Here is a 26,817-nt window from a genome sequence, read left to right as displayed (position 1 = left end):
CCGCGCGTCCGGCGCACCTGCGACCCCTGCCACCGGACACTCCAGACAGAAGGCGTGACTCGACCCGATGCCCTCCGACCCCGACAGTCGCCTGCTCCTGCTCATGCGCCATGGCAAGGCGGACAGCGCGCAGGATCCGGATCATGAGCGGGAGCTGACAGACCGCGGCCGCACGCAGGCCCGGATGACCGGCGAGTACCTCGAGTCGCAGGGCGTGCGGCCCACGCGCGTCCTCGTCTCCGACGCGGTGCGCACGCGGGAGACCTGGGAGAGCGTGCTCGCCTCGATGCCCGGCTTCGACGGCACCGTGGACTTCCTCCCGGAGATCTACGAGGGCGGCCCCGCGGAGGTGCTGGACCTCGTCCGCGCCACCGACGACGCCGAGCACGTGGTGATGGTCATCGGCCACGAGCCGACCATGGCCTCGCTCACGCACGGCCTCGCCGCGGAGGACTCCGACCCCGGATCCGTCGCCCAGACCCGGATCGGTCTGCCCACCGGCGCGCTCTGCGTGCTCTCGGGCAGCGTCCCGCACTGGTCGGACCTGGGGGAGGAGTCCCTCACGCTGCACACCGTCGTCCGCGGCTGAGGGGCCGGGTCCCTCAGTCGCGCTCGAGGATCCTCTCGAGGTGCGGCCACACGTCGAGCAGGCTCTCACCCTCCAGGTGCACGTCGGAGACATCGACGAGCGCGGGCTTGCCGCGGAAGGCGATGCCGATGCCTGCGGCGCGCACCATGGGCGCGTCGTTCGCGCCGTCGCCGACGGCGACCGTCCGCTCGATCGGGACGCCGTGGCGCGCCGCGAGCTCCTCGAGGGTGCGGCGCTTGGTCTGCGCGTCGACGATCGGCCCGCTCACCCGCCCGGTGAGGCGGTCCTCCCGGACCTCGAAGCGGTTCGCGAGCACGTGGTCGATCCCGGCCGAGGCGGCGAGCTCGTCGATCGCCTCGTGGAATCCGCCGGAGACCAGCGCCGTCACCACGCCCGCCGCGCGGCATCGCTCCACCAGCTCGAGCGCACCGGGGGTGGGCACGAGCGCCGCGCGGACCTCGGCGAGCACGCTCACGGGGAGCCCCGCGAGGGTCGCGACCCGCGCGTGCAGGGACTGGGTGAAGTCCATCTCACCGCGCATCGCGCGCGTCGTGACCTCCGCGACCTGCTCGCGGGCGCCCGCATGCTCGGCCACCAGCTCGATGACCTCCTGGGTGAGGAAGGTCGAGTCGACGTCGCTGACCAGCAGTGCCCGCGCGGGGGCGCGGTGAGCAGTGGCGTGCGCACCGGGGGCCGACGGGGTCGTGGGGATCTCGGGGGACTGGTTCAACGCTCTCCTCGGTCTCGTCGGACTCGGTCCCGTCGGGCGCCCGACGCCTCCCCGACAGCTGCTCGGCGCGGGCGGTCGGGGATCACGTCGGGGTGATGACGACTCCCTTGCCGATCACGGTGAGACCGGACTCGGTGACGTGGAAGCCGCGGGCGCGGTCCTTCTCGGCGTCCAGCCCGATCTGCGTGCGGGGCGGGATCACCACATTCTTGTCGATGATCGCCCGGTGGACCTGGCAGTGCCTGCCCACCGAGACGCCGTCCATGAGCACCGAGTCGGAGACGCTCGACCACGAGTGCAGGCGCACCCCGGGGGAGAGCACCGAGTTCGAGACCTGGGCGCCGGAGACGACCACCCCGGGCGAGACGATCGAGTCGACGGCCGAGCCCACGCGGCCCGGCCCGGCGTGCACGAACTTGGCCGGCGGCACGTTGCGCGTGCCCGCGAAGGTCGCCCACTTCTCGTTGTAGAGGTTGAAGACGGGGTGGATCGAGATGAGGTCCATGTGGGCCTCGTAGAAGGCGTCGAGCGTGCCGACGTCGCGCCAGTAGTCGCGGTCGCGGTCGGTCGAGCCGGGCACGTCGTTGCGGATGAAGTCGTAGACGCCCGCCTCGCCCTGGTCGACGAAGTAGGGGACGATGTCCCCGCCCATGTCGTGGGCGGAATCGGGGTTCTCCGCGTCCTCGGTCACGGCCTCGACGAGGGCGTCGGCCGTGAAGACGTAGTTGCCCATGGAGGCCAGGACCTGGCTGGGGTCGTCGGCGAGCCCGGCGGTCTCCTTCGGCTTCTCGACGAAGCGGGAGATCACCTCGGGCGAGGCCGGATCGGTCTCGATCACCCCGAACTGGTCCGACTCCTCGAGGGGCTGGCGGATCGCGGCGACCGTGCAGGCCTTCCCGGAGGCGATGTGGGCATCGACCATCTGCGAGAAGTCCATGCGGTACACGTGGTCCGCGCCGACCACCACCACGTAGTCCGGCTTCTCCTCCTCGATGAGGTTCAGGGACTGGTAGATCGCGTCGGCGCTGCCGCGGTACCAGTGCTTGCCCATGCGCTGCTGGGCGGGCACCGGCGCCACATAGTTCCCCAGCAGGGAGCTCATCCGCCAGGTCGAGGCGATGTGCTTGTCGAGCGAATGCGACTTGTACTGGGTGAGCACGACGATGCGCAGGTACCCGGAGTTGACGATGTTGGACAGGGCGAAATCGATGAGCCGGTAGATGCCCCCGAACGGGACGGCCGGCTTCGCACGATCGAGGGTCAGCGGCATCAGCCGCTTGCCCTCGCCCCCGGCAAGAACGATGGCGAGCACGGTAGACATGAACCGAGCATAATGCCCATGTGGGGGCACTCACACACCGGACCGCCGATCGTCCCGTCGCCCGAGGCGAGACGTCCCGTCGCTCCCGGGCCGGACGCCCCACGGACCACCACGCCCCGCAGACCATCCCGCCCCGCAGACCAGGAGGAGCCCATGCGCGTCGACCTGTTGACCAAGGAGTACCCGCCGGAGATCTACGGGGGAGCGGGCGTGCACGCCGCCGAGCTCACCCGGGTGCTGCGCGAGCACATCGAGGTCCAGGTGCGCTGCTTCGGCGCGCCCCGCGAGGAGGCGGACACCACGGCCTACGAGGCTCCCGCGGACCTCGAGGGGGCGAACTCGGCGCTGCGCACCATGGGCACGGACCTGCCCATGGCCGCGGACTGCGCGGGCACCGACCTCGTGCACTCCCACACCTGGTACGCGAACTTCGCGGGACACCTCGCCTCCCTGCTCCACGGCGTGCCGCACGTGCTGAGCGCCCACTCGCTGGAGCCGCTGCGCCCGTGGAAGGCCGAGCAGCTGGGCGGCGGCTACGCGCTGAGCTCCTTCGTCGAGCGCACCGCCTACGAGGGCGCCGCCGGCGTCATCGCGGTCTCCGCCGGAATGCGCGCGGACATCCTGCGTTCCTACCCGAGCGTCGATCCCGAGAAGGTACATGTCGTGCACAACGGGATCGACATCGACACCTGGCAGCCGAACCCCGCGACCGACGCCCTGACCTCCCGGGGGATCGACCCCGACGCCCCGATGATCGTGTTCGTGGGCCGGATCACCCGCCAGAAGGGCCTGCCCTATTTCCTGCGCGCGGTGCGAGAGCTGCCGCCGGAGGCCCAGGTCGTGCTGTGCGCGGGCGCTCCCGACACCCCGGAGATCGCCGCCGAGGTCGATTCCCTGGTCTCCGAGCTGCAGTCCACGCGCGAGGGCGTGCACCTGATCTCGGAGATGCTCCCGCGCGGCGAGCTCACCCAGATCCTCAGCCACGCGACCACCTTCGTGTGCCCGAGCATCTACGAGCCGCTGGGCATCGTGAACCTCGAGGCCATGGCGTGCGGGATCCCGGTGGTGGCGAGCGCGACCGGCGGCATCCCCGAGGTCGTGGTTGACGGGGAGACCGGGTACCTGGTGCCCCTCGAACAGGCGCAGGACGGCACCGGGACCCCGCTCGACCCCGATCGCTTCGTCGCCGATCTCGCGGGCGCCCTCACCCGCATGATCGGAGACCCCGAGCGCGCCCGACAGATGGGTGCGGCCTCACGTCGCCGCGCCGCCGAGCACTTCTCGTGGACGGCGATCGCCGAGCGCACGCTCGAGGTCTACGAGACGGTGCTGCAGGAGCACGCGGCGCGGAGCTGACGCGCCGCGGCCATGGGCCCGCGCGTCAGCCGAGCTCGTCGGCGATCACGAGGCCGATGGTCTCGGTGAGCGCGTCGCGCGCCCCGTCGCGCAGGTCGCGCAGCACCTCGCGGCGCTCGGTCTCCTCGCCGAGGCCGCGGGTGAGCGCGGATCCGGTGTCGAGCTCCTGATCGGCGAGCAGCAGGGTGCGCGCGGCGAGCGTCAGCAGATGCTCGGCCGCGGGGCCGACGTGCCGCGGCAGTGGCACGGAGGTCCAGGTCGCCGGCAGCGCCTGCAGCCCGATCGCCTCCTCGGGGACGAGGTCGAGCTCGACGGTGCCCGAGGCCGCGCGCTGCAGTGACCGCAGGAACTGGTCCCGGGCCCCTCCGGCGCTCGGCACGGGTGCGGGGGCGCCGCCGCGCGCGGGGACCCGCCGCCAGGAGACGAGGGTCCCGCGGGTGCCGTCCGGTCCGAGCGCGTCGGTGAGCGGGACGAGCGTGTGGTCGGCCATCCCGGCCGCGCTCACCACGATCGCCTGCTCGGCCTCGAGAGCGGAGGCGACGGCCTCGGGCGGGCCGACGAGCCCCGCGATGCGCCCTGCGACCGGGAGCACGAGGTGGACCTGGGCGAGCGGCAGGCGGCGCAGCCCCGTCATCCAGTCGAAGAGGTCCTCGCCGCCACCGGTCGTCTGCCGGTGCCCGCTGCCCTGGGACAGCACCGCCGCGTCGTCGGGGCCGATGTCCCCACGCAGATAGGCGGCGCTCCACAGCACGAGCGCCGCGGCGCGCGGCAGCGCGAGAGCCTCGGGATCGGGCCGCGCACCGGTCTCGTCGTGCTCGGGCAGGGAGCTCATGACGCGGACTCCTCGCCCGCTGCGCCCGCAGTGGCCCCGTCGACCCCGACGGGCACGAACCGCGCTCCCGCTCCTGCCACGTCGACCGCCTCGAGCCGGACGCGCAGAGTCCCGCCGAGCTCGCCGTCGGTCTCGACCCAGGCCGTGACGGGCGGATCCAGGAGCTGCACCTCGACACGGACCGGAGACGTCCCCGCGTCCTGCTTCTCGGTGTCGCGCTTCTCGGCGTCGTGCTTCTCGCCCCCGCGACGGTCGATGATCGTCCCCTCGAAGGTCCCGCCGACGAGCCCGCCGAGCGCGGTGCGCTCCACGAGGTCCAGGGCACGGCGCTCGAGGCTGCCCGCCACTGAGCCCGTGGCCTGCATGATCTCGGGGATCAGGGGGAGCGCCGCCGTGAGCGCGGGCGGCACCTCCTCGCCGCGCGCATGGTGCAGGCAGGTCAGCAGCACGAAGCGGTCGACGAGCCGGCGCAGGGGCGCGGTCGCGTGGGCGTAGGGCGCGCCGAGGGCCGCCTGCTCGGCGTCCTCCGGGAGCTCGTCGGCGTGGGTGAAGGCCGCGTAGGCGGCGCCGCGGAACAGCGACGCGGCCTGGTTGAGCAGGGCGAGATGGCGGGGATCGTGCCAGTCCAGGGTGCGCAGGAAGGCGCCGTAGTCGAGGTCCTCGGACCAGGGCACGCCGAGGGCCGCGGCCTGGCGGCGGAAGCGCTCGACGTTCTCCTCGGGGGCGGGCGGCATCGTGCGCAGGATGCCCGCACCCCCGCGGATCATGAGATCGGCGGCGGCCATGCCGGTCATGAGCGAGATCTGCGCGTTCGCGTCCTCGATGGGGAGGATGCTGCGCCAGGTCAGGCGCACGCGGTCCCCGTCGGCCTCGACGTCCTGCTCGGGGATGTTGAGGCTCGCGCCGCCGCGCTCGGCCTCCTTCCGGGTGCGCAGGGCGCCGATCTCCTGGAGCAGGAGCATCATCGGGTGGCCGTCGCCGGCGTCGATCCCGTCCTGCACGGCGTCGTAGGCGAGCTTCTCGCGCGAGCGGACGACCGCCCGGCCGAGCGACGTCCCCGTGACCGTCCCGCTCCGGTCCAAGCGCAGGTCCCACACGAACGCGGGGGCCGCCTGGTCCGGCAGCAGCGAGGCCGCGCCCTCGGAGATCGCCGTCGGGTGCAGGGGGATCCTGCGGTCGGGGAGGTAGACGGTTTCGCCGCGGCGGCGGGCCTCGGCGTCGAGCACGGAGTCCAGGGCGACGAACAGGGGCACGTCGGCGATCGCGTAGCGCACCCGATAGCCGTCCTCCGTGCGCTCGAGGTGCATGGCCTGGTCGAGATCCGTCGAGGTCGCCGGGTCGAGCGTCACGAAGGGGACGTCGGTCGCGTCCGCATGGGCGTCGGCGCCCTCGCGCCAGGCGCCGGCCGCCGCCTCGGCGGCCGCGAGCACCTCGGCGGGGAACTCGACGTTCGGCGCGCCGTCGGCCGCGGCGTCGGCGAGCAGCGCGTCGATCGCGGCGGCGATCTCCGAGGCGGCGACGGAGCCCTTCGGGGCGCGCAGGGACACGGGACGGTGGGGCACGGCGGCCTCCTGTTTCGCAGGGCCGGGATCGGGCCCGGTCAGTCTACGAGCGCCCGCCCTCCTCGGCGACGACGTGCTGGGCGTCCTCGGTCTCGATCTCGTCGGCCGAGACGAAGGGGACCCGGCCCGAGAGCACCTCGGTGACGCGCTCCCGGTCGATCGTCCGGGTGAGCGTGCCGATCACGACGGTCGCGATCGCGTTGCCCGCGAAGTTCGTGATCGCACGCGCCTCGGACATGAAGCGGTCGATGCCCACGATCACCGCGACGCCCGGCACGAGGTCCGCCCGGTGCGCCGCGAGACCGCCCGCGAGCGTCGCGAGGCCCGCCCCGGAGACGCCCGCGGCGCCCTTCGAGGCGATGATCATGAACACCAGCAGACCGATCTGCTGGGGGATCGTCATCGGCATCTTCATGGCGTCGGCCACGAAGATCGACGCCATCGTCAGGTAGATCGCGGTGCCGTCGAGGTTGAAGGAGTAGCCCGTGGGCACCACGATGCCGACGGTCGACTTCTTCACGCCCATGTGCTCCATCTTCGCCATCAGCGTGGGCAGCGCGGACTCCGAGGAGCTCGTGGCGACGATGAGGATGAACTCCTGGACCAGGTACTTCAGCAGCGAGAACACGTTCACGCGGGCCACGGCGAACAGCACCAAGCCGAGGATGCCGACCACGAAGATGATGCACGTGATGTAGAAGCCGATCATGAGCTTCACGAGCTCCCACACGGCGCCCACGCCCGAGGAGCCCACCACGGCGGACATCGCCCCGAACGCACCGATCGGGGCGAGCCAGAGGATCATCATCAGCACGCGGAAGATGACGCGTCGCGCGATCTCGACGGCCTCGAGGGCCACCTCGGCCGTGCGTCCGCCCACGCCCTGGATGCCGAAGCCCACGAGCAGCGCCACGAGCAGCGCCTGCAGCACGGAGCCCTCGGTGAGGGAGCTCGCGAGGGTCTCGGGGATGATGGAGGCGACGAAGTCGGCGAGCCCGCCGGCCTCCTCGGCGTCCTTCACGTACTTGCTGACGTCGCCGTCCGTGGGGATCGTGAGTCCCTGCCCGGGCTGCAGGATGTTGCCGACGACCAGCCCGATCGCGAGGGCGAACGTGGACATGACGAGGAAGTAGACGAGGGCGAGGACGCCGATGCGGCCGACCGTCGCCGCACTCCGCACCGAGCCGATCCCGAGCACGATCGTGCAGAAGATGATCGGCGCGATCATCATCTTGATGAGGGAGACGAAGAGGTCGCCGAGGATCTTGAACGAGGCGGCCGTCTCCGGCGCGACGAGACCGAACCCGATGCCCGCGAGCACCGCGACGATCACGGCGATGTAGAGGAAGTGCGGGCTGACCCGTCGGCGCTTCGGCGTCGACGACTCCTGGCGGGGCATCGGGGCCGACGGGTCGGCGGCCGGGTCGGGATGTGCCATGGTGGCGCTCCTTCGCGTCGGGGGGGGGAGAGAAGGGATCTGGGGGATCAGGGGATCGGCGCCGCGCACGGCGTCCGCGGCCCCGGGCACCCTACCGTCCCCCTCACCGGGGCGAGCGGGTTCTCCGGAGATCGGGCAGGCGGTCGGGGCGCGTCGACGGTCGCGACGCATCGAGGGTCGGGACGACGCTCGGGCCTGCGTTCGGGCCGGGTCGGGTCGGGTCGGGTCGGGTCGCTGCACGGGCGTCGGTCCCGGAGCCGATAGGCTTTCAGCCATGTCCGAGGCTGCTGCACTCACCGATGTCGTCGTCCGCCGTGGCGGGAGGAACCTGCTGGATGGGCTCACCGTCAGCATCGGGGAGGGTGAGCGCTGGGTGGTGCTGGGCCCCAACGGGGCCGGCAAGTCGACGATGATCCGCCTGCTCGCCTCCCGCATGCACCCCACCTCCGGCGCGGTCGAACTGCTCGCCGAGCGCCTGGGCAGGATCGACGTCTTCGAGCTGCGGCCCCTCATCGGCCTCGCGAGCCAGGAGCTCGCCGACACCGTCCCCGGGCACGAGAAGGTCCTCGACGTGGTGGTCACCGCCGGCTACGGGGTCGTCGGCCGCTGGCGCGAGGTGTACGAGGACCTCGACCTCGACCGTGCGCGCATGCTGCTCGACGCCTTCGGCGTCCTCGACCTCGAGGGCCGCGCCTTCGGCACCCTCTCCACGGGGGAGCGCAAGCGCGTGCTCTCGGCGCGCGCCCTCATGACCGACCCCGAGCTGCTGCTCCTGGACGAGCCCGCCTCGGGTCTGGACCTGGGCGGCCGCGAGGAACTCGTGCGGAATCTCGCGCGCCTCGCGAAGGATCCGGCGACCCCGGTGACCGTGCTGGTCACCCATCACGTCGAGGAGATCCCGCCGGGGTACACGCACGCCCTGCTGCTGCGCGACGGGAAGGCTGTCGCCGCCGGTCCGATCGACGAGACCCTCACCTCGCAGAACCTCACGCGCACCTTCGGGCTGCCGCTGGTGGTCGAGCGCCACGGCGAGCGCTTCAGCGCCCGCTCCGTGCAGCTGGACTGAGATGGGAGCATCGGCCCCGGAGGGCCCCGGGACCACCGAAGCCCCCGGCCCTCAGATCGTCCCGATCACGACGCTCGAAGACCCTCGGCTCGACGACTACCTGCGCATGACCGACGTGCGGCTGCGCGCGAGCATGGAGGTCGAGCGCGGGCTGTTCATGGCGGAGAGCTTCCACGTGATCGAGCGGGCGATGGACGCCGGCTGCGTCCCGCGCTCCTTCCTCATGTCCTCCCGCTGGGTGGAGCAGTTCGCGCCCCTGTTCACGCGCTTCCCCGAGGTGCCGGTGTTCGTGGGCGAGGAGTCCCTGCTCGAGTCCCTCACGGGGTTCCACCTGCACCGCGGAGCGCTCGCGGCCATGCAGCGGCCCGAGCTGCCGACCGCCGCGGAGCTGCTGAGCACGGCGCGCACGGTCGCGGTGCTCGAGAACATCGTGGACCACACGAACGTGGGCGCCATGTTCCGCTCGGCCGCCGCGCTCGACGTCGACGCCGTGCTCGTCACCCCGCGCTGCGCGGATCCCCTGTACCGCCGCTCCCTCCGCGTCTCGATGGGCACCGTCTTCCAGGTGCCGTGGACGCGGCTCGGCGCCTGGCCGCATGCGCCGCATCCCCCGGGCGAGGACACGGCGCACGACGGCGTCGACCTGCTGCACGACGCCGGCTTCGACGTGCTCGCCCTGGCGCTCACCGAGCAGGCCACGGCGCTCGACGAGGTGGTCCTGGGTGCCGGCCGCAAGGTCGCGCTCGTCCTCGGCGCCGAGGGCCACGGCCTCGAGCCGTCCACCCTGAAGGCGGTCGACGAGCACGTGGTCATCCCCATGAGCGGCGCGGTCGACTCCCTCAACGTCGCCGCCGCGAGCGCCGTGGTGTTCTGGCAGCGACGGGCGGCCGTCAGGGCGGGCTGAGACCCTCGTTCGACCCGCTTCCCGCTGTTCAGCTGCCGCGGCGCGCGAGCAGGCTGAAGCTGTTGGGGAGGCGACCGTCCCAGGCCGCCGCGGACTCCGCGTCGTCGGGTCGCCAGAACGGCTCCGGATGCTCCTCGAGCTGCTCGAGGACGAAGCCCGCCCGCACGATCGCCATCACGGTCCCGGCGAGCGTGCGCTGATGCTCGGTTGCCCCGCGAGCGGGGAAGGTGTCGTTGACGTGGCGGGACGCGAAATAGCCGCGGTCCTCCCTCACGCGCGGCGCATCGGCGTCCCACGTCCACAGCGGCACGAGCGGGTGCGACTCGTGGACGAAGAGGTGGCCGCCGGGCCGCAGCAGCCGGTGCATCTCCGTCGCCCACGCCCCGAGGTCCTCGTTCCAGATCAGCGCGCCCTTGCCCGTGTAGACGAGGTCGGCGGACGCGGGATCGAGGCCCGTGTCCGGGAGCTCCGCGACGGTGTAGCGCGCGGCGACGCCCAGCTCGTCGGCCCGGCGCTGCGCCGCCGTCACCGCTGTCGGCGAGTAGTCGACGCCCAGCACCGAGGCGGCGCCGAGGCGCAGCAGCGCGTGGTCGTCGATGCCGTGCCCGCTCTGCGGGTGGATCACCTCGGCATGCTCGACGAGCCCGCTGAGGAGACGCTCCTCGCACGGCAGCAGACGTGCCGTGCGCGCCTCGACGAGCAGGCTCTCGTACTCGCGCACATGCTTGTAGGAGGCGGCGTCCCATGCGCGCCGGGTCTCGTCGTAGGTGCCCGTGGGGTCATAGGTGCCCATGGGATCGCTCGTGTCCATGGAGCGAGGCAAGCACTCGTCGAGCGTGCTGTCCAGGCGTTTCGAGGTCTGCCGGGGGAGCTGCCGATTCAGAACAGCGGCCTCGCCCCGGTGCGCTGGGGGATCTCGACGCCGTACAGTCCGAGCGCCTCCTGCGCGCGCTCGGGCCCGTCGCACACACGAGCACCAGGGGAGTAGGCGGCGCGCTCGAGGGCGAGGAAGTCCCGCGCCTCTCCTCCGGTCCCGCTTCTGAGGGGTCCGCCCGTCCCCACGTCGTCGCGCTCCTCCCGGGCGAGGAACGGAGGCAGCACGTCCGGGTGCGGGTGCTGCTCGCCGGGCGCGGCACCCGGACGGCGGTCGGGGAGGATCCTGTGCTGCACGAGGTCGAAGGCGTTGATGTCGAGCGATGCGGCGAGCTCCGCGAGGTCGTCCCGTGCGATCTCGGCGCCCAGTCCGGTGAGGTTCGCATGGAATGCCTGGCCCGCGGCGCACGCCTCGACGTCGGTGTACTTCCAGATGGGGATGCCCTGCCCGCCGCCCGCGGCATCACCGCCCTCACCGCCCTCGTCGCCCTCGTCGAGGGGATATCGCCGCAGCGCCTCCCGCACGAAGGCGGCGATCCGAGGCACCGGCGGCACCGCCGTGCCGGTCTCGCCCCAGGCGTGATCGGCGGCGAAGATGTGCTGGTTGAGGGCGGCGCAGGCGTCGATGGGATCAGAGGGGGCGGGGCCGAGCCAGAATCCGAGTCGATAGAGCATGCGGCAAGCATGGCTCCGTGCTCCCCGCGCCCCTCCCGGTCATCCACACCACCGTTCCTCCACAAGGATCGGCGCTGGTCGGAGCGATTCCGGTCAGGGAGCGATTCCGGTCAGAACGCGATCTGCAGCTTCACGTCCGTCGGACGCCCCTCGAGGAAGCGCTCGAAGGCCTTCTCCGAGTCCTCGAACGCGAACGTCTCGGTGACGAAGCGGCCCAGATCCACGGCGTCGCTCGCGGCGAGATCGATGGCCTTCTGGTGGACGTTGGCGTAGCGGAAGATCGTCTCGATCGAGATCCCGCGGCTCTGCGCCGTGGCGACGTCGAAGGCCACGGGCTCGACGGGCATGCCGACGAGCACCACGCGTCCGCCCGGTGCGGGGACCGTCCACAGTCCCTTGTACGCGGGGGCGGCGCCCGAGGCCTCGATCACGACCTGCGGACCCCATCCCGAGGTCTCCGCGCGCACCCGCTCGCCGAGGTCCTCCTGGGTGGCGTCGACCGGGATGATGCCAGCGAGGCCGTCGAGCAGTCCGAGCTTCGCGCTCTGCACGTCGCTGATGTACACCCGGCTCGCCCCGCCGGCGCGTGCGGCCAGCGCGGTCATGATGCCGATCGTCCCGCTGCCGATGACGGCGACGACGTCCCCTGGGCTGATCTGCGCCTTCGTCGCGGCGAACATGCCGACGGCGAAGGGCTCGATGAGCGCGCCCTCGGCGAAGCTGAGGGCATCGGGCAGGCGGTAGGTGAAGGCGGCGGGGTGGACGACCTCCTCGGCGAGGCAGCCGTCGATCGGCGGGGTCGCCCAGAAGCGCACGGCCGGGTCGACGTTGTAGCGGCCCTCGAGCGTCGCCCGCGAGGCGGGATCGGGGACGCCCGGCTCCATCGCGACACGATCGCCGACGGACAAGCCCGTGACGCCCTCGCCGAGCTCTGCCACGGTGCCCGCGCCCTCATGCCCGAGGATCATCGGCGCCTCGACGACGAAGGGGCCGATGCGGCCTTCGGTCCAGTAGTGGACGTCGGAGGCGCAGATCCCGACCGTGTGCATCGCGATCCGGACCTCCCCGGGTCCCGGGGCGCCGGGGGAGGGGACGTCCTCGATCCCCATCCGGCCCTTCTTCTGCAGCACCAGTGCACGCATGTCTCGCTCCTCCTCGGAATGGTTCCGGCCAGGTTACGGGGCGGGTGGGCACGGGGACAGGGCCGTTCGCGCGGCGGGTCGGGGCGCTTCGGGCGCGCGTCAGTGCGCGGGCTGCTCACGCACTGCGTATGTCGGGCCGCCGCTCCTCGTCGCGGATCCCCGCGGCGCGTCGGCGGTCGCGCTCCCAGCGCAGGTCCTCGATCCGGTGGATCGGCGGGAGCAGGGCCGGTTCCCCGTCGGACGCATCGTCCTCGGGTGCGGTCATGGCTGTCGGGGGCACGGCCGATGGCGGCGTGCCCGGAGGGGTCATGCCGGGTGGTGGGGCCTCGACGGGAGGGCCGCCCGGCGGCAACCCTGCCAGCGGGCTCGGCGACACCGTGGCGGTGCGTCCGAGCCTCGATCTCCAGTGCACGCGGTGCGGATCCGTCTCCTCACCGGCTCTCTCGGCCGTCCCGAGGAGCTCCTTGGTGCTGTTGCAGTGGGCGCACAGACCCTGCCCGTCGTCGGCGCTGGTCGCACCGCCCTGCGCATGGGGCTGGATGTGGTCGATCTGGCGGATCGAGGACGCGCAGTAGGGCCCCGCGCAGCGGAAGTCCCTGAGCCGGACGAGGTACCCGAGCCTGGCGGGGAACGCCCGGGCGCGGGATTCCATGGCGATGAGCTCGCCGGAAGCGGGATGGGTGAACAGACGCCGGAGCGTCAGCCGGGACTCCTCGTCGAAAGGGTCCGCTGCGGCGGTCTCCGCGGGCTCCTGCGGCGAGAGCAGGTCGTCGTCGGTGAGCGTTCGGCGGTCCTCCGGCGTCGCGTCGGCCGTGACGGGCATGTCCTGTGCGGGTGCGCTCTCTGCGGGTGCGCTCTGCGGGGCGTCGCGCTCGGGGCGGGGGAGCCGCTGGACGATCTCGTCGCGCACGGTGCGCGGCGGCACCACTCCGTAGCCCTCGATCATCGCCGGGTCGCCGTGATCCGGCGCGATCAGAGTGCGCTCCGTGATGACGACGCCGACCTCCAGGTGCACGGGGTCCATCTGCTCATCGCCCCCGAGCAGGGTGTCGGAGAAGAGGTCCGCCATGATCTGCGCGTGGGCGCGTGTGTCCCCCTGGGCCTTGAGCGATTGCGCCTCGATGGTCAGCTTGCGCTGGATCGCGGCGCAGTCGAGCGCCGGGAGATGTGCGTGGACGTGCCCCATGCCGTGCGGCCCCGGCGTGACCGTCACGCCGCGCTGCATGCGCGCCCGCACGTGGCGCCCGTCCTCGCCCCGGGGGTCGAGCTGCTGAGCGAGGGCCGAGACCTCCCGGCCCCACTGAGCCGGTGAGGCGCCGTCGAGATCGGGCTCGCGCGAGGCGATGATCCGATCGACCTCCCCCCGCTGCTCCGGCCGGAGCGGGCCGCTGCTGCGCCCGATCGCGTGGGCGGCATCGAGTCCGATGCGCCCGTCGGCCAGCGCCTCGAACATGCGCGGCATGTCCCGCACGAGCCGCCTGCCAGAGTGCAGCCGCGCAGAGGCGATGGCGGGGGAGACCCGTGACGCCATCCGGATCTCCCCGGCGGTGCGGCGCCCGTGATCGCGCTCGGCGACGCCCTGTGCCGAGTCCTCCTCGCGCAGACGCTCGTCGAGGGCGGTGGTCACGCGGATCTCGAGCGCGCCGAGGGCTGAGCGCAGCTGCTCGAAGGCGGCGAGGGTGTCGGAGAGCTCGAAGGCCGTGAGGTCGGCGTCCGCGGCGCCGAAGGGGCCGTCCGGACCCTTCGCGAGCTCTCCCAGCGCGTGGGCGATGTCGAGGAGCTCCAGCCCATTCCCGGGCGCCGCATCCGCCGCGACCATCTCGCACACGTGCTCGGCCTCCGTGAGCGCATCGCGCAGCACGAGCTGACGGGCATGACCAGGGGTGCGGCGGGGGTCGTCCCCGCCGCCCCTCATCGGCATGCACCGCATCGTGCCCGAAATGTCCATACCTCCATGCAACACCATCACCCGCCCGAGCACCAGTGCTCGAACGCATGTTCTAGTGTGATATGGCTCACTGCACAGAGGGATCACTCCAGTTCAGATGTCGGTCCGGTGATCAAGACTCCTCGACGACCCTGCAGCGCGAGGCTCGCGCGACCACCGCGCCCGCCCCGGCACATCGGGGCGGGCGTAGAATTCGAACGCGTGTTCGATCTTGGGTGACGGCCGGACAGGAGGAGGTGGAGCATGAGCACGCATCTGCAGATGCACGAGGCGCCGACGCAGGGGAAGGCATCGGCGCCGCACGAGGAGAGGACGCCGCCGAGGACGGCGGGAAGAGGCACTCAGGAGGAGCGGCTCGCCCGCGCTCGCGCCGCGCTCGGCGCCGCCGAGCGCACCACCGCGCGCCATGGCGGGAGGATCGACCGCACCGCGTTCTCCGCCGTCAGGACGACGGAGCCCGACGAGCCCGTCGGCCTCGGCGGGCCGACGGGGATCGTCGGCTCCGCCGGTCCCGGGGGAGCGTCCCGTCGGGCCCCGGCGTCCGATGCCGGTGCGGGGACCGCGCGGGTCCAGGCGGCCGACGAGCACAGCCGTGTGCCCCTGCCCCCGCCGCTCGCCCCGCTCGCTCCCTACGGATCCCTGCGCGCGGGGAGCACGGTCGCGGTCGACGGCTCCTGCTCGGTCTCCCTGATGCTCGCGATGGCCGCCGCGGCGGCGGGGGAGGACGGCTGGTGCGCGCTCGCGGGCATGCCGGACCTCGGCCTGCGCGCCGCGCGCGACGCCGGGCTCGATCTCGAGCGCCTCGCGATCGCCCCGGCCACCGCCGTCGAGGAGATGCCGCAGCTGCCGCAGGTGCTGTCCGCGCTCGTGGACGGGGTCGGCGTGCTCGTGCTCGGACCGCGACTGCGGTTGACGGCCTCCCTCTGGCGCAGCCTGACCGATCGCGCGCGGGCGCACGACACCCTGGTCCTCGCCGCCGCCCCCGTCGCCCGCGCTGACCTGCACCTGCGCGCCGAGGCGGAGTCGTGGGAGGGACTGGGACGGGGCACCGGCCGTCTGCGCCGGCGCACCCTGCGGGTGAGCGCCGCCGGGCGCGGGATCCCCGAGGGCCGCGCCGTGGACGTGGTGCTGCCCGAGGTGCACGGCCTCCTCGCCGAGGTCGCCGTGCCCGACCAGGCCGATCCCGGTCGGGTCGTTCCCGACCAGGCCGCTCCCGCACCGCTGCGCGTGATCCGGAGGGCGGGATGAGCGGGAGCGAGCTCCTGCTGCCCGGGGTCCTGCCCGCGGGCGAGGAGGATCAGGTCGATGAGGAGGAGCACCGTGACGAGGCGGAGCACGGCGGCACCCCGCCCGCGACGCGCATCGCGGCCGTCGTCGTCCCCGCCTGGCCGCTCCTCGCCGCGCGCGAGAAGCTCGCCCGGGAGAAGGCCGCCGGGGCGGGGAGCGGGGCCGGGGTCGCGGAGGAGGGGGCGCCGGCTCCCGTCGTGGTCATGGATCGCCACCGGGTCTCCCATGCCGATGCCGCCGCCCTCGAGGTGGGCGTCGGGATCGGGATGCGCCGCCGCGCCGCGCAGGCCGCGTGTCCCGAGGCCGTCGTGGTCGAGGCCGACGTCGAGCACGAGAGCGCCCTGTTCGAGCTGGTCGCGGCCGCCGTGGACACCGTCGCCGCGGGCGTGGACGTGCTGCGCCCGGGGGTGCTGCTGATGTCCGCACGCGGGCCCGCCCGCCACCGCGGCGGGGAGGAGGCCCTCGCCGAGGCGATCGTCGACGCGGTCGCCGAGCTCACCGGCTGGGACGCCGTCGTCGGCATCGCCGACGGCCCCTTCGCCGCGCTCCTGGCGGCGCGCTCGGGCAGGATCGTGCGCCCCGGCCGCAGCCGGGACTACCTGGGCCCGCATGCGATCGCCGCCCTGCGCGACGCGCCCGTCGGCCCCGGATGGGGGCACCGCGACCAGCCCGCGGCCGATGCCGACCGCACCCGCCGCGTGGACCTCGCCGAGGTCATCGACCTGCTCGAGCGCCTGGGCATCCGCACCCTCGGGGACTTCGCGGACCTGCCCGCGACCTCCGTCGCCGCACGTTTCGGGCCCGACGTCGCCCAGCTGCACCTGCTCGCGCGCGGGGGCGAGCCCACCCCGCCCCAGGCGCACCATCCCACGCAGCCCCTCGAGGTCGCGCGCAGCCTGGACCCGCCGCTCGTGCGCGTGGACCAGGCGGCCTTCGCGGCGCGGCCGATGGCCGAGGAGCTGCACGGCATGCTCGTCGCGCGCGGGCTGATCTGCACGCGCCTGCGGATCCTCGCGCTCACCGCCTCGGGCGAGGAGATGGAGCGCACCTGGCGCCACGACGGCGCCCTGTCCCCGGCCGACGTCGTGGACCGCATCCGCTGGCAGTGCGACGGCTGGATCACCCGGGCGCGACTGCGCGGCGAGCAGACCGGGCAGATCACGCGGCTCGCCCTCCAGCCCGTGCAGCTGCTCCCCGCGGGCGAGGGCGCACCGGCGCTGTGGGGGAGCGCGGGGGAGGCCGCGCAGCGGGCCGGCCGCGCCTTCGCCCGCGCCCAGGGGCTCGCGGGGGAGGAGGCGGTGCTCGTCCCCGTCGAGGTCGGGGGCCGTCTGCTCGCCGAGCAGGTGGCGCTGGTGCCCTGGCGCAGCGAGCGGCCGACGGCGCGGCCCGGGCCGTGGCCGGGGTCGATGCCGCGCCCGCTGCCGTCGGTCGTGCTGCGCACCCCGCCGTTCGTGGTGCTGCGGGACGCGGAGGGCGCGGAGGTCGTGGTCACCGCCCGCGCCCTGCTGAGCGCCCCGCCCGCGGTCCTCGAGGTGCCGCGGGCGGGCAGCACGGGGGCCGAAGGGATCGAGGCGCTCGTGAGCCACGGCGTCGCCGCGGGCAGGGCCCACCGCGTGCTCGCCCACGGGGCGCCCACGGTCCTCGACGAGCGCTGGTGGCGGCCCGACGGCCGGCGCGCCGCCCGCCTCGCCGTCGTCATCGAGCCCGGCCGCGCCCTCGTGCTGCTCAGCCGCGAGGGCGCCTGGAGCGTGGAGGGGATCCATGACTAGGGGATCCATGACGAGGGGATCCGTGGCGGAGGAGCCCCGATGAGCCGCTGGTTCCTGGGCCCGCCCTCCTGGAACGATCTCGAGGCTCTGCTCTCGGACCGCCCCGTGCCGTCCGAGCGCGCACTGCCCCCGCAGCATGCGCCGGCGGGGGAACCGGGGGAGGGGGAGCCCGGCCCGTCGGCCCCGTCGTCCGACGGGCGCCCCGGCACCGACATCGCCTATGCCGAGCTGCACGCGCACTCGCACTTCAGCTTCCTCGACGGCGCCTCGAGCCCCGAGGACATGGTCGCCGAGGCCGCGCGGCTGGGGCTGCGCGCGCTCGCCCTCGTGGACCACGACGGCCTGCCCGGCGCGGTCCGCTTCTCGCGCGCCGCGCGCGAGGCGGGCCTCGCGACCGTGCTCGGCGCCGAGCTCACCCTGGGCAGCGAGCCCGGCAGCGAGCATGCGAGCAGCACCCCCGTGCTCTCGCCCGAGCGCACCGGCGTCCCCGACCCGGAGGGCGAGCACCTGCTGGTCCTGGTGCGCGACGAGCAGGGGTACCGCGCGCTGTCGGCCGCGATCGCGCGCGCCCACCTCGACAGCAGGCGGAAGGCCACGCCCCGCTACCGCCTCGCCGAGCTCTCCCGGATCGCCCGCGAGGGGCACTGGCTCGTGCTCACCGGCTGCCGCAAGGGAGCGGTGCTGCGGGCGGTGCGCCCGCTCGTGGCCGACGGCGACCGCGAGGGCGCGGCCCGCGCGGCGCAGCGCGAGATCGCCCGGCTGCTCGAGCTGTACGGGCACGGGAACGTCGCCGTCGAGCTCATGGTCGGCGGGGACGAGCTCGACGACGAGATCCACGACGCCCTCGCCCAGGGCGCGCGCCTCGTGCGCGAGGAGACAGGTCTGGACGAGCTCACCCTGCCGCTCGTGGCGACCACGAACGCGCACTGCGCCCGCCCCGCGGACACGCGCCTCGTGGACGTCCACGCCGCCCTGCGCGCGGGCACGTCCCTCGCCGAGGCCGATCCGCACCTGCCCTCGAGGCCCGGCCACCTGCGCAGCGGCGAGGAGATGGCGCAGCTGCTCCCGCGCCATCCCGACGCGGTCGCGGCCGCGGCGCGGATGGCCGAGGAGTGCGCGCTGGACCTGCAGCTGCTCGCCCCCGACCTGCCGCCCTTCCCCGTGCCCGCGGGGCACACCGAGGACAGCTGGCTGCGCGAGCTCGTCGAGCAGGGCGGGCGCGAGCGCTACGGCCCGCGGCCCGGGTCGGGCAGGAAGGGCGGGGCTTCCGGGTCCGACGGGGCCGACGGGACGGACAGGTCCGATGCGCCGGCCGACGAGGAGCAGGTCCCCGGGGCATGGGCGCAGATCGACCGGGAGCTGCAGGTCATCTCCGGCCTGCACTTCCCCGGCTACTTCCTCATCGTCCGCGAGATCGTCGCCTTCTGCGAGAAGGAGGAGATCCTGTGCCAGGGCCGGGGGTCGGCCGCCAACAGCGCCGTCTGCTACGCGCTCGGGATCACGGCCGTCGAGCCCGTCGGCCATCACCTGCTCTTCGAGCGCTTCCTCGCGCCCGAGCGGGACGGGCCACCGGACATCGATCTCGACATCGCCTCCGACCGCCGCGAGGAGGTCATCCAGCACGTCTACGAGCGCTACGGCCGCGAGTGCGCCGCCCAGGTCGCCAACGTCATCAGCTATCGGGCGAAGCTCGCGGTGCGCGATGCGGCGCGGGCGCTGGGCTACGACGTCGGCACGCAGGACGCGTGGTCTAAGCGGATCGAGCGCTCCTTCCGCTCCCTCGCGGATGCCGACATCCCCGCCGACGTCGTCGAGCTCGCCCACCGTCTGCGCGACGCGCCGCGCCACCTGGGCATCCACTCCGGCGGCATGGTGCTCGCCGACCGCCCCGTGATCGAGATCTGCCCCGTGCAGTGGGCGGCGATGGAGGACCGCAGCGTGCTGCAGTGGGACAAGGACGACTGCGCCGACGCGGGCCTGGTGAAGTTCGACCTGCTGGGCCTCGGGATGCTCACCGCGATCGACCACTGCCTGCGCCTCGTGGCCGAGCACCACGGGGAGCACCACGGCCTGCGCACCCTCCCGCAGGAGGACCCGGCGGTCTACGACATGCTGTGCGCGGGCGACAGCGTGGGCGTCTTCCAGGTCGAGTCCCGCGCGCAGATCGCGACCCTGCCGCGGCTGCGTCCCGTGTGCTTCTACGACCTCGTGGTCGAGGTCGCGCTGATCCGTCCCGGCCCGATCCAGGGCGGCTCCGTGCACCCCTACATCCGCCGTCGGACGGGGGAGGAGGAGACCACCTACCTGCATCCGCTGCTCGAGAAGTCCCTGGGCCGCACCTACGGGGTGCCGCTGTTCCAGGAGCAGCTCATGCAGATGGCGGTCGACGTCGCCGACTTCACCCCGGCGCTCGCGGACCAGCTGCGCCGCGCCATGGGCTCCAAACGGTCCACGGAGAAGATGCTCGCGCTCTCGGACCAGCTGTTCGCGGGCATGGCGCGCCACGGGATCACGGGGGAGGACGCCGAGGCGATCCAGCGCAAGCTGCTCGCCTTCGCGAACTACGGCTTCCCCGAGTCGCACGCCTACTCCTTCGCCTACATCGTGTACGCGAGCGCCTACCTCAAGTGCCACTACCCGGCCGCGTTCACCGCGGCGCTGCTGCGCTCCCAGCCGATGGGCTTCTACTCCCCGCAGTCGCTCGTGGCCGACGCCCGCCGCCACGGCGTCCTCACCCGCGGGGTCGACGTCACCGTCTCCGAGGTGCAGACCGGGCTCGAGACCGACGCGGGGGGCACGGGGGACACGGGAGGCGCAGGGGACGGGACGGGCCATCGCGCGTACACGCTGCCCGGCAACGAGGACGTGCTGGGCCCGGCCGCGCGGCACCGGGGCCCGGAGGGCTGGACGGATCCGGAGAAGGACGCCCTGCGCGCCGCGCGACCGCAGGTCACGGGAGAGGCGGCGCGACGGGGGCCGGTGATCCGGCTGGGGCTGGCGCAGGTGCGCGGGATCGGGGAGGACAAGGCCGAGGAGATCGTGAGCGCCCGCGAGAAGGAGGGGCCCTTCGCCTCCATCAGCGACCTCGCGCGGCGGGTGCGCCTCAGCGCCCGTCAGCTCGAGGCGCTCGCGACCGCCGGGGCGCTCGACGCCCTCGCGTCCTCGCGCCGGCAGGCCCTGTGGGCCGCGGGCGCTGCGGCGCAGGAGTCGCCCGACGTGCTGCCGCACCTGGCCATCGGGGCCGACGCGCCGATGCTGCCCGGGCTCAGCGACGCCGAGCTCGCCGCCGCCGACTCCTGGGCCACGGGCATCACGCTCGCCGACCACCCGATGGTGCTCGTGCGCGAGGAGATGGAGGAGGCGGGCGTGCTCTCCATCCGCGGGGCGCGCGAGGCCGAGGACTCCACGCGCATCCGCGTGGGCGGGGTGATCACGCACCGCCAGCGGCCCGCGACGGCCAGCGGCATCACCTTCCTCAGCCTCGAGGACGAGACCGGGATCCTCAACGTGGTCTGCTCGAAGGGGTTCTGGTCACGGCACCGGGCGGTGCTGCGCACCTCGCGCTCGGTGGTGATCCGCGGGATCGTCGAGAACCTCACCGGGGCGGTGAACCTCGTGGCCGACGGGGTCGAGGTGCTCGAGCTCGCCGGCGCCGGGAGGTCCCGGGACTTCCACTGAGAGCGGGAGGCCCCGGGACCGACGGGCTCAGGCCGCCGCGTGGGCGCCTCCGCGCGCGTGCTTCGGCGGTTTCGCGGGCTTCACCGTGCGCGCGTTCCGGGAGGCGATCAGGGTGACGAGCACCGAGACCACGAACCAGGCGGCGATCGCGAGCAGCGTCGCCGTCGTCGAGGTGAGGGATCCACCGAGCGAGGCGTGCACGAGGCCGCGGCTGACGATCGTGATCGGCATCAGCCCGCTCACCGACTGCAGCAGCTCCGGGGCCGTCTGCAGCGGCAGGATGCCCACGAGCACCACCACCTGCAGCACCATCAGCACGATCGAGAGGATCCTGCCGATCCGGTCCCCGAGCAGGGCCAGCAGCGCCTGGTGGAAGGCCGCGAACATCACCGCCCCCGCCAGGCACACGAGCCCCACCGCGAGCGGCGAGACCGGGGAGATCCCGATCGCCGTGATCACCGCGAGCACCGCGACGGTCTGCACGACCGCCAGCAGCAGGCCGGGCACGAGCGAGCGCAGCACGACCTTCCACATCGGCACCGCGCCGTCCAGGAGGCGCTTGGAGAGCGCGGGCATCAGCAGAAAGGCGCCGAAGGCGCCCAGCCACAGGGCCAGCGCCACCACGAACGGGAAGGTCGCGGTGGCCGCGCCCGAGGCCTCGTTCGCGCGCGAGGAGAACGTCGAGATCGGCTGGGCGCCCATCGTCGACATCTTCTCGCGCTCGCCCTTGGTGTAGCTCGGGATCTGGTCGGCGCCCTTCGCGAGGCCGTCGGAGAGCTTCCCGGTGCCGTCGGAGAGCTGGTCCGCGCCGTCGGCGAGCTTGTCGTTGCCGTCGGCGAGCTTCTCGGTGCCGTCGGCCAGCCCGGAGGCGCCGTCGGCGAGGCCCTGGGTGCCGGTGACCAGCTGGTCGGTGCCGTCGGCGAGCTTCGAGGAGCCGTCCGCGAGGGTGTCCGCGCCGTCCGCGCTCGAGCGCGCGCCGTCGGAGAGGTCCGAGGCGCCGTCCGCGAGGGAATGCGCGCCCTTCGCGCTCTTGCCGGTGCCGTCGGCGAGCTTCGTGGCGCCGTCGGAGAGGTCCGACGCGCCCCCGGCGCTCGACGCCGTGCCGTCGGCGACCTTGGTCGCACCGTCGGAGAGGTCGTCGACGCCGCCGGCGAAGCCGTGCAGGCCCTTGTCGAACTCCTGGAGTCCGTCGACGAGATCGGGCACCTGGGTGCTGAAGGTGTCCGCACCCTCCGCGACCTGCTTCGCGCCCGCCGACAGACCCGGGTTCTTCGCGGTGCCGTCGCCCTCGAAGACCTGGGAGACGCCCGAGGTGTACTGGTCGATGCCGTCGGAGGTCTGCTGTGCCGCCGACTTCAGATCGGTCGTGCCATCGCCGGCCAGAGCCGTGTCGAGTCCTTCGGTCTGCTTCTGCAGCGCCGCGGACGCGGTGGCGCACTTCTCCGCGTCGACCTGATCGACGCAGTACTTCTGCACGCCCTTCGAGACCTGATCCAGGCTCTGCTCGGGGTCCGCCTCCGTGCCCTTGACGACCGTGTCTATCGCCGTGACGCCTTCGGAGACGCCCGCCGATCCCTCGCTCAGTCCGTCGCCCGCGTCCTTCAGGCCGGGGTTCTGCTCCGTGCCGTCCCCGTTCCAGGCCTTGTCCGCGCCGTCGCCCACCTGCTCGGCGCCGTCCGCGAGCTGCTTCGCGCCCTCGGCGAGGCCGGGGTTCTCCTTCGTGCCGTCGCCGGCGATGCCCTGGGTGATCGCGTCGGCCGCGGGGACCAGGCCGGGGTTCTTCTTCGTGCCGTCGCCGCGCAGTCCGGTCTTCAGGGCGCCCACGCCGTCGGCCACGCCCCGGGAGCCGTCGGAGAGGTCGTCGAGGCCGCCGGAGAGCTTCTTCGTGCCGTCCGCGAGCCCGTCGGCCCCGTCCGAGAGGTCGTCGAGGCCGTCGGCCAGATCGCTCGTGCCGCTCGACAGCGAGTCCGTGCCGTCGGCGAGGGTGCCGAGTCCCGTCGCGAGGCTCTTGTTGCCGTCGGCGACGCCGTGCGCGCCCTCGGCGAGCTCGGGCGTGGAGTCGGCGAGCTCCTGGGAGCCGTCCGAGAGGTCGCCCGCGCCGTCGGCGAGGTCGTGGGTGCCGTCGGCGGACTTCTTCACGCCGTCATCAAGCTGGTCGGCGCCGTCGGAGAGGTCCGCCGAACTGTCGGCCACGTCCTTGAAGTTGTCGTGCATGTCGTTGAAGCCGACGTACAGCTGATCGAGGTACTGCTCGGTGAACTGGCTTCCCATCGACTGCGAGGCGGCCGTGGCGACCGCGTTCCCGATGAGTCCGTCGAGCATCCCGGAGGAGTCGTCGGTGAGCACCTGGACCTGCGCCTTCGCCGCGTCCGTCGAGCCGATCGAGGCGAGGTTCTTCGAGAAGTCCTTCGGGATCACGATGATCGCCGAGTAGGAGCCGTCCTTCAGTCCGTCCTTCGCGTCGTCCTGCGAGGTCAGCTGCCAGTCGAAGCCGGTCTGCTGATCCGAGTCCTTCGCGGTCGAGGGCTGGGTGAGGGCGCCCGCGAGAGTGCGGCCGAGCGGCACCTCCTGGTCCTTGCCGTCGACCTTCATGGTGGCGCCCTCGTCGAGGTTCACCACGGCGGCCGGCACCCGGTCGATGTTGTCCACGCGGCCGGTCAGGGCCCACATGCCGATGCCGGCGACCAGCAGGGGCAGCAGCAGGACGATGACCAGGGAGGGGATGTGGCGGGAGAGCGTTCTCATGCGTGGGCTCCTTCCACGACGGGGGTGGAATCGGAATGCGAGGACGTGGCGGAGACGGAGGCGCGGGAGGCGCTGCGGTGCACGCGCAGGGCGACGTGCCGGGAGGGGTCCTCGAGGGCGTCGACGACGGTCTGCTCGGGCTGGGAGGTCTCGAGGCCCAGGTCCACGCGGGATCCCGTGACCACGGCGATGCCCTGGCGCATGAGCTCCTCGAGCGTGCGCACCGCGCGCCCCTGGGTGATCACGCTCGCGTGGGCGAGGTCGGTGACGAGGTCGATGACCACTATCTCCCGCGCGGCGCGGCGCGGGCTGATCTGCGCGATCCGCCCGGCGACGTCCTCGCCGGGGCCGATGCGGTGCACGCGCGCCTGGATCGCGCCGGTGTCCGCGGGGGAGAGGCGATCGTGCACGGCGAAGACGCCCGAGGTCGGCGCGATGCGCCCGGAGACGAGGTCGAGGAAGGTCTCGCGGGCGGCGTCGTCCGCGCTGCGGGCCACCAGCAGCGCACCGGGGTCGACCGCTCCGGTGAGCGGGCCGAGCACCCCGGGCTCGCCGACGAGCGGGACGATCGTGTCCTCCATGCGCAGCGCCATGTCGCCGTGCTCCTCGGTCCAGCGCCGGTGCTCGAGCACCGCGCCCAGGCCCTCGCCCTCGGTGTCGACCACGGGCAGCAGGCGCTCCAGCCATTTCGGCAGCCACCAGGCGTAGCGGCCCAGCAGGGCGAGCACGGCGGGCACGAGCGTCATGCGCACCACGAAGGCGTCCACGAGCACGCCGACGGCGAGCGCGACCGCGATCGGCTGCAGCATGTACGCGCCGCCGGGGACGAAGGACGCGAAGACGGAGAACATGATGAGGGCCGCGGCGATGACCACGGGTGCGCTCGCGGAGAAGCCCCGCTCGATCGCCCCGTGGGCGTCGCCCGTGCGCACGTACTCCTCGCGCATGCGGGAGACGAGGAAGACCTCGTAGTCCATGGCGAGCCCGAACAGGACGCCCATGCACATGATCGGCATGAACGCGATCACCGGGCCCACCACGTGGATGTCGAGCGCCTCGTTGCCCCATCCGTACTCGAAGACCATCGAGACGACGCCGAAGGCCGCGCCGACGCTCAGCAGGTAGCCGAGCGAGGCCTTGATCGGCACCCAGATCGAGCGGAAGACGACCATCAGAAGGATCAGGGAGAGCCCCACGACGAACACCGCAAACGGCAGCAGCGCCTCGGAGAGGCGGTCGGTGATGTCGATCGCGACGGCCGTCTGCCCGGTGACGCGGACGTCGGAGATGTCCAGGTCCTTCTCCCAGGTCGAGGAGTCGGAGCGCAGGGTCCGCACGAGGTCGGAGGTCGACTCGTCGGTCTGGGAGCCCTCGGGTATCACGACGACCACGGCCATGTCCGCGCCCTCGTTCGGGGTCGCGAGCTGGATCTCCTCGACGTCCGGCAGGTCGCCGATGCGCTTCTTGAGGTCGTCGACGACCCCGAGGGGGTCGTCGGAGTTGATGATGTCGGCGGTGACCAGCAGCGGGCCGTTGTAGCCGGCGCCGAACTCGTCCGCGACCAGGTCGTAGGTCCGTCGGGCCTGGGTGTCGGGCTTCTCCGTGCCCAGGTCAGGGAGGCCCAGGCGCAGATCCTTGATCGGGATCGCGAGGGAGCCGACCACGAGGATCACCAGGATGATCGTGAGCGCCGGGACCTTGGTGACGATGCGGACCCAGCGGCTGCCGCCGGCGCGCTTCGAGGCGGAGCCCTTGCCCTCGCCCTCCTCACCCTCCTCGGGCTCCGGCAGCGCGCCGCCGTTCTCGGCCATCAGGCGACGCACGCGGCGGGGGCGCAGGTTCTCGCCCAGCAAGCCCATGATCGCCGGCAGCAGGGTGAGGGCCACGACCACGGAGAGCGCGACGGTCGCCGCCGCCGCGATGCCCATGATGGTGAGGAAGGGGATGCGGGTGACGAAGAGCCCGACGAGCGCGATGACCACGGTGAGGCCCGCGAAGATCACGGCGCTGCCGGAGGTCGCGATCGCCTCGCCGATCGATTCGACGACGTCCATGCCGCGTTTCAGCTGCCCGCGGTGACGGGAGAGGATGAACAGGGCGTAGTCGATGCCCACCGCCAGGCCCAGCATCGCGCCGAGCGAGATGGTGACCGAGGGGATCTCCATCCCGGCCGAGAGCGCCATCACCGCGAGCATCGAGACCCCGACGCCCACCACGGCGCTCACGATGGGCACGAAGGCGGGCACCACGGAGCGGAAGGTCACCGCGAGGATGATGAGCGCGGCGAGCAGGCCGATGATCTCGCTCGAGCCCATCGGGATGTCCGAGCTCTGCAGGATCTGTCCGCCGAGCTCGACGCGCAGACCGCCGGAGTTCCCGTCGTCGGAGATCGTCTGGAGCTTCTCCAGGGCGCCGTCGGCGAAGCCTCCGGGACTGCCCGAGAGCTGCACGGTGCCGATGATCGCGGTGTCGCCGTCGTTGCGGGTGCCGGGGCTGTTCTCGTCGAAGGGGGAGGGGGCCGCCTCGACCCCGTCGACGTCGGCCGCCTTGTCCATGACCCGGTCGATCTGCGCCTCGTGGTCGTCGATGCTCCTCCCGTCCTCGCTGAGGAACACGAGCTGGCCGCTCGTGCCGCTCATCTGCGGGAAGCGGTAGGCGAGCTCGTCGAGCCCCTCCTGGCCCTGGGTGCCGGGGATCTCGAACTGGCTCGAGAAGGAGCCGCCGAGGCCGATGGCGAGCCCGCCGAGGACCACCAGCAGCAGGGCCCAGACGCCCACGGCCTTCCAGCGGGCATGGGCCATCGCGCGTCCGAGGCGGTACAGGGTGGAGGACACGGAGGGATCTCCTGACGTTCGGCGGCGGGGAGAGGATGGGCGGGGCCGACGGATCGGGCCGGCGGAGA

At 73.1% G+C, this 26,817-nt stretch carries 18 protein-coding genes; 7 read left to right on the top strand and 11 right to left on the bottom strand.

The window, feature by feature from the left end; genetic code table 11:
* The first annotated feature begins 67 nt into the window (after positions 1 to 67).
* Positions 68 to 589 carry a histidine phosphatase family protein gene (locus tag ACFQ53_RS03305; RefSeq protein WP_249480182.1) on the top strand — a complete coding sequence of 174 codons (522 nt, stop codon included), beginning with the start codon at positions 68 to 70 and terminating at the stop codon, positions 587 to 589.
* A gap of 13 nt (positions 590 to 602) precedes the next feature.
* On the opposite strand, the gene serB is transcribed toward ACFQ53_RS03305, so the two are convergent.
* Positions 603 to 1,319 carry a phosphoserine phosphatase SerB gene (gene serB / locus ACFQ53_RS03300; RefSeq protein WP_377855287.1) on the bottom strand — a complete coding sequence of 239 codons (717 nt, stop codon included), beginning with the start codon at positions 1,317 to 1,319 and terminating at the stop codon, positions 603 to 605.
* Positions 1,320 to 1,401: 82 nt separating this feature from the next.
* The gene (glgC, locus tag ACFQ53_RS03295) at positions 1,402 to 2,640 is read right to left on the bottom strand and encodes a glucose-1-phosphate adenylyltransferase (RefSeq protein WP_377855284.1); all 1,239 of its coding nucleotides are present in this window, start codon (positions 2,638 to 2,640) and stop codon (positions 1,402 to 1,404) included.
* A gap of 153 nt (positions 2,641 to 2,793) precedes the next feature.
* Between glgC and glgA the strand changes: the two genes are divergently transcribed.
* Complete coding sequence (gene glgA / locus ACFQ53_RS03290; protein ID WP_377855282.1) at positions 2,794 to 3,996, top strand: glycogen synthase; 1,203 nt, start codon at positions 2,794 to 2,796, stop codon at positions 3,994 to 3,996.
* 25 nt (positions 3,997 to 4,021) lie between these two features.
* Here glgA and ACFQ53_RS03285 read toward each other — a convergent pair whose 3' ends face one another.
* The 3 genes from ACFQ53_RS03285 to ACFQ53_RS03275 are packed head-to-tail and all read right to left on the bottom strand — an operon-like array spanning position 4,022 to position 7,828.
* Positions 4,022 to 4,828 (bottom strand): hypothetical protein, encoded by an 807-nt coding sequence (locus ACFQ53_RS03285; RefSeq protein WP_377855279.1) that lies wholly within the window; start codon positions 4,826 to 4,828, stop codon positions 4,022 to 4,024.
* Positions 4,825 to 6,390 carry an RNB domain-containing ribonuclease gene (locus ACFQ53_RS03280; RefSeq protein WP_377855276.1) on the bottom strand — a complete coding sequence of 522 codons (1,566 nt, stop codon included), beginning with the start codon at positions 6,388 to 6,390 and terminating at the stop codon, positions 4,825 to 4,827. Before ACFQ53_RS03280 ends, ACFQ53_RS03285 begins: the two co-directional genes overlap by 4 nt.
* 43 nt (positions 6,391 to 6,433) lie before the next feature.
* Positions 6,434 to 7,828, bottom strand: coding sequence for a cation:dicarboxylate symporter family transporter (locus tag ACFQ53_RS03275; protein WP_377855273.1), 1,395 nt, complete (start codon positions 7,826 to 7,828; stop codon positions 6,434 to 6,436).
* 274 nt (positions 7,829 to 8,102) lie between these two features.
* Between ACFQ53_RS03275 and ACFQ53_RS03270 the strand changes: the two genes are divergently transcribed.
* Together ACFQ53_RS03270 and ACFQ53_RS03265 are read left to right on the top strand one after the other, a co-directional pair.
* Positions 8,103 to 8,894: an ABC transporter ATP-binding protein gene (locus tag ACFQ53_RS03270; RefSeq protein ID WP_377855270.1), complete on the top strand. Its 792-nt coding sequence runs from the start codon at positions 8,103 to 8,105 to the stop codon at positions 8,892 to 8,894.
* Between the two features lies 1 nt (position 8,895).
* Positions 8,896 to 9,798, top strand: a complete 903-nt coding sequence (locus ACFQ53_RS03265) for a TrmH family RNA methyltransferase (protein WP_377855267.1) — start codon at positions 8,896 to 8,898, stop codon at positions 9,796 to 9,798.
* A gap of 28 nt (positions 9,799 to 9,826) precedes the next feature.
* On the opposite strand, the gene ACFQ53_RS03260 is transcribed toward ACFQ53_RS03265, so the two are convergent.
* The 4 genes from ACFQ53_RS03260 to ACFQ53_RS03245 form a co-directional block, all read right to left on the bottom strand.
* Entirely contained in the window at positions 9,827 to 10,609 is a 783-nt protein-coding gene (locus ACFQ53_RS03260) for a class I SAM-dependent methyltransferase (protein WP_377855264.1), read from the bottom strand.
* 68 nt (positions 10,610 to 10,677) lie between these two features.
* Positions 10,678 to 11,346 (bottom strand): hypothetical protein, encoded by a 669-nt coding sequence (locus tag ACFQ53_RS03255; protein WP_377855261.1) that lies wholly within the window; start codon positions 11,344 to 11,346, stop codon positions 10,678 to 10,680.
* 110 nt (positions 11,347 to 11,456) lie between these two features.
* Positions 11,457 to 12,488, bottom strand: coding sequence for an NAD(P)-dependent alcohol dehydrogenase (locus ACFQ53_RS03250; RefSeq protein ID WP_377855258.1), 1,032 nt, complete (start codon positions 12,486 to 12,488; stop codon positions 11,457 to 11,459).
* Between the two features lie 115 nt (positions 12,489 to 12,603).
* On the bottom strand, positions 12,604 to 14,409 hold the full coding sequence (locus ACFQ53_RS03245; RefSeq protein ID WP_377855255.1) for a DUF222 domain-containing protein: 1,806 nt from the start codon (positions 14,407 to 14,409) through the stop codon (positions 12,604 to 12,606).
* A gap of 270 nt (positions 14,410 to 14,679) precedes the next feature.
* Between ACFQ53_RS03245 and ACFQ53_RS03240 the strand changes: the two genes are divergently transcribed.
* Genes ACFQ53_RS03240 through ACFQ53_RS03230 form a run of 3 tightly spaced genes read left to right on the top strand, consistent with a single transcriptional unit; the run spans position 14,680 to position 21,170 of the window.
* Complete coding sequence (locus ACFQ53_RS03240; RefSeq protein ID WP_377855252.1) at positions 14,680 to 15,684, top strand: hypothetical protein; 1,005 nt, start codon at positions 14,680 to 14,682, stop codon at positions 15,682 to 15,684.
* Positions 15,681 to 17,492, top strand: a complete 1,812-nt coding sequence (locus ACFQ53_RS03235; protein ID WP_377855249.1) for a DNA polymerase Y family protein — start codon at positions 15,681 to 15,683, stop codon at positions 17,490 to 17,492. Before ACFQ53_RS03240 ends, ACFQ53_RS03235 begins: the two co-directional genes overlap by 4 nt.
* Positions 17,493 to 17,531: 39 nt before the next feature.
* Complete coding sequence (locus ACFQ53_RS03230) at positions 17,532 to 21,170, top strand: error-prone DNA polymerase (protein WP_377855246.1); 3,639 nt, start codon at positions 17,532 to 17,534, stop codon at positions 21,168 to 21,170.
* A gap of 27 nt (positions 21,171 to 21,197) precedes the next feature.
* Here ACFQ53_RS03230 and ACFQ53_RS03225 read toward each other — a convergent pair whose 3' ends face one another.
* Together ACFQ53_RS03225 and ACFQ53_RS03220 are read right to left on the bottom strand one after the other, a co-directional pair.
* Positions 21,198 to 23,915, bottom strand: a complete 2,718-nt coding sequence (locus ACFQ53_RS03225) for a YhgE/Pip family protein (RefSeq protein WP_377855243.1) — start codon at positions 23,913 to 23,915, stop codon at positions 21,198 to 21,200.
* Positions 23,912 to 26,749 carry an MMPL family transporter gene (locus ACFQ53_RS03220; protein WP_377855240.1) on the bottom strand — a complete coding sequence of 946 codons (2,838 nt, stop codon included), beginning with the start codon at positions 26,747 to 26,749 and terminating at the stop codon, positions 23,912 to 23,914. The genes ACFQ53_RS03225 and ACFQ53_RS03220 overlap by 4 nt, the downstream gene beginning before the upstream one ends.
* Between the last annotated feature and the right edge of the window lie 68 nt (positions 26,750 to 26,817).

It is taken from the genome of Brachybacterium sp. NPDC056505, assembly GCF_042794925.1.
GTDB classification, from domain to species: domain Bacteria; phylum Actinomycetota; class Actinomycetes; order Actinomycetales; family Dermabacteraceae; genus Brachybacterium; species Brachybacterium kimchii.
This window is presented reverse-complemented; position numbering and strand designations above follow the sequence as displayed.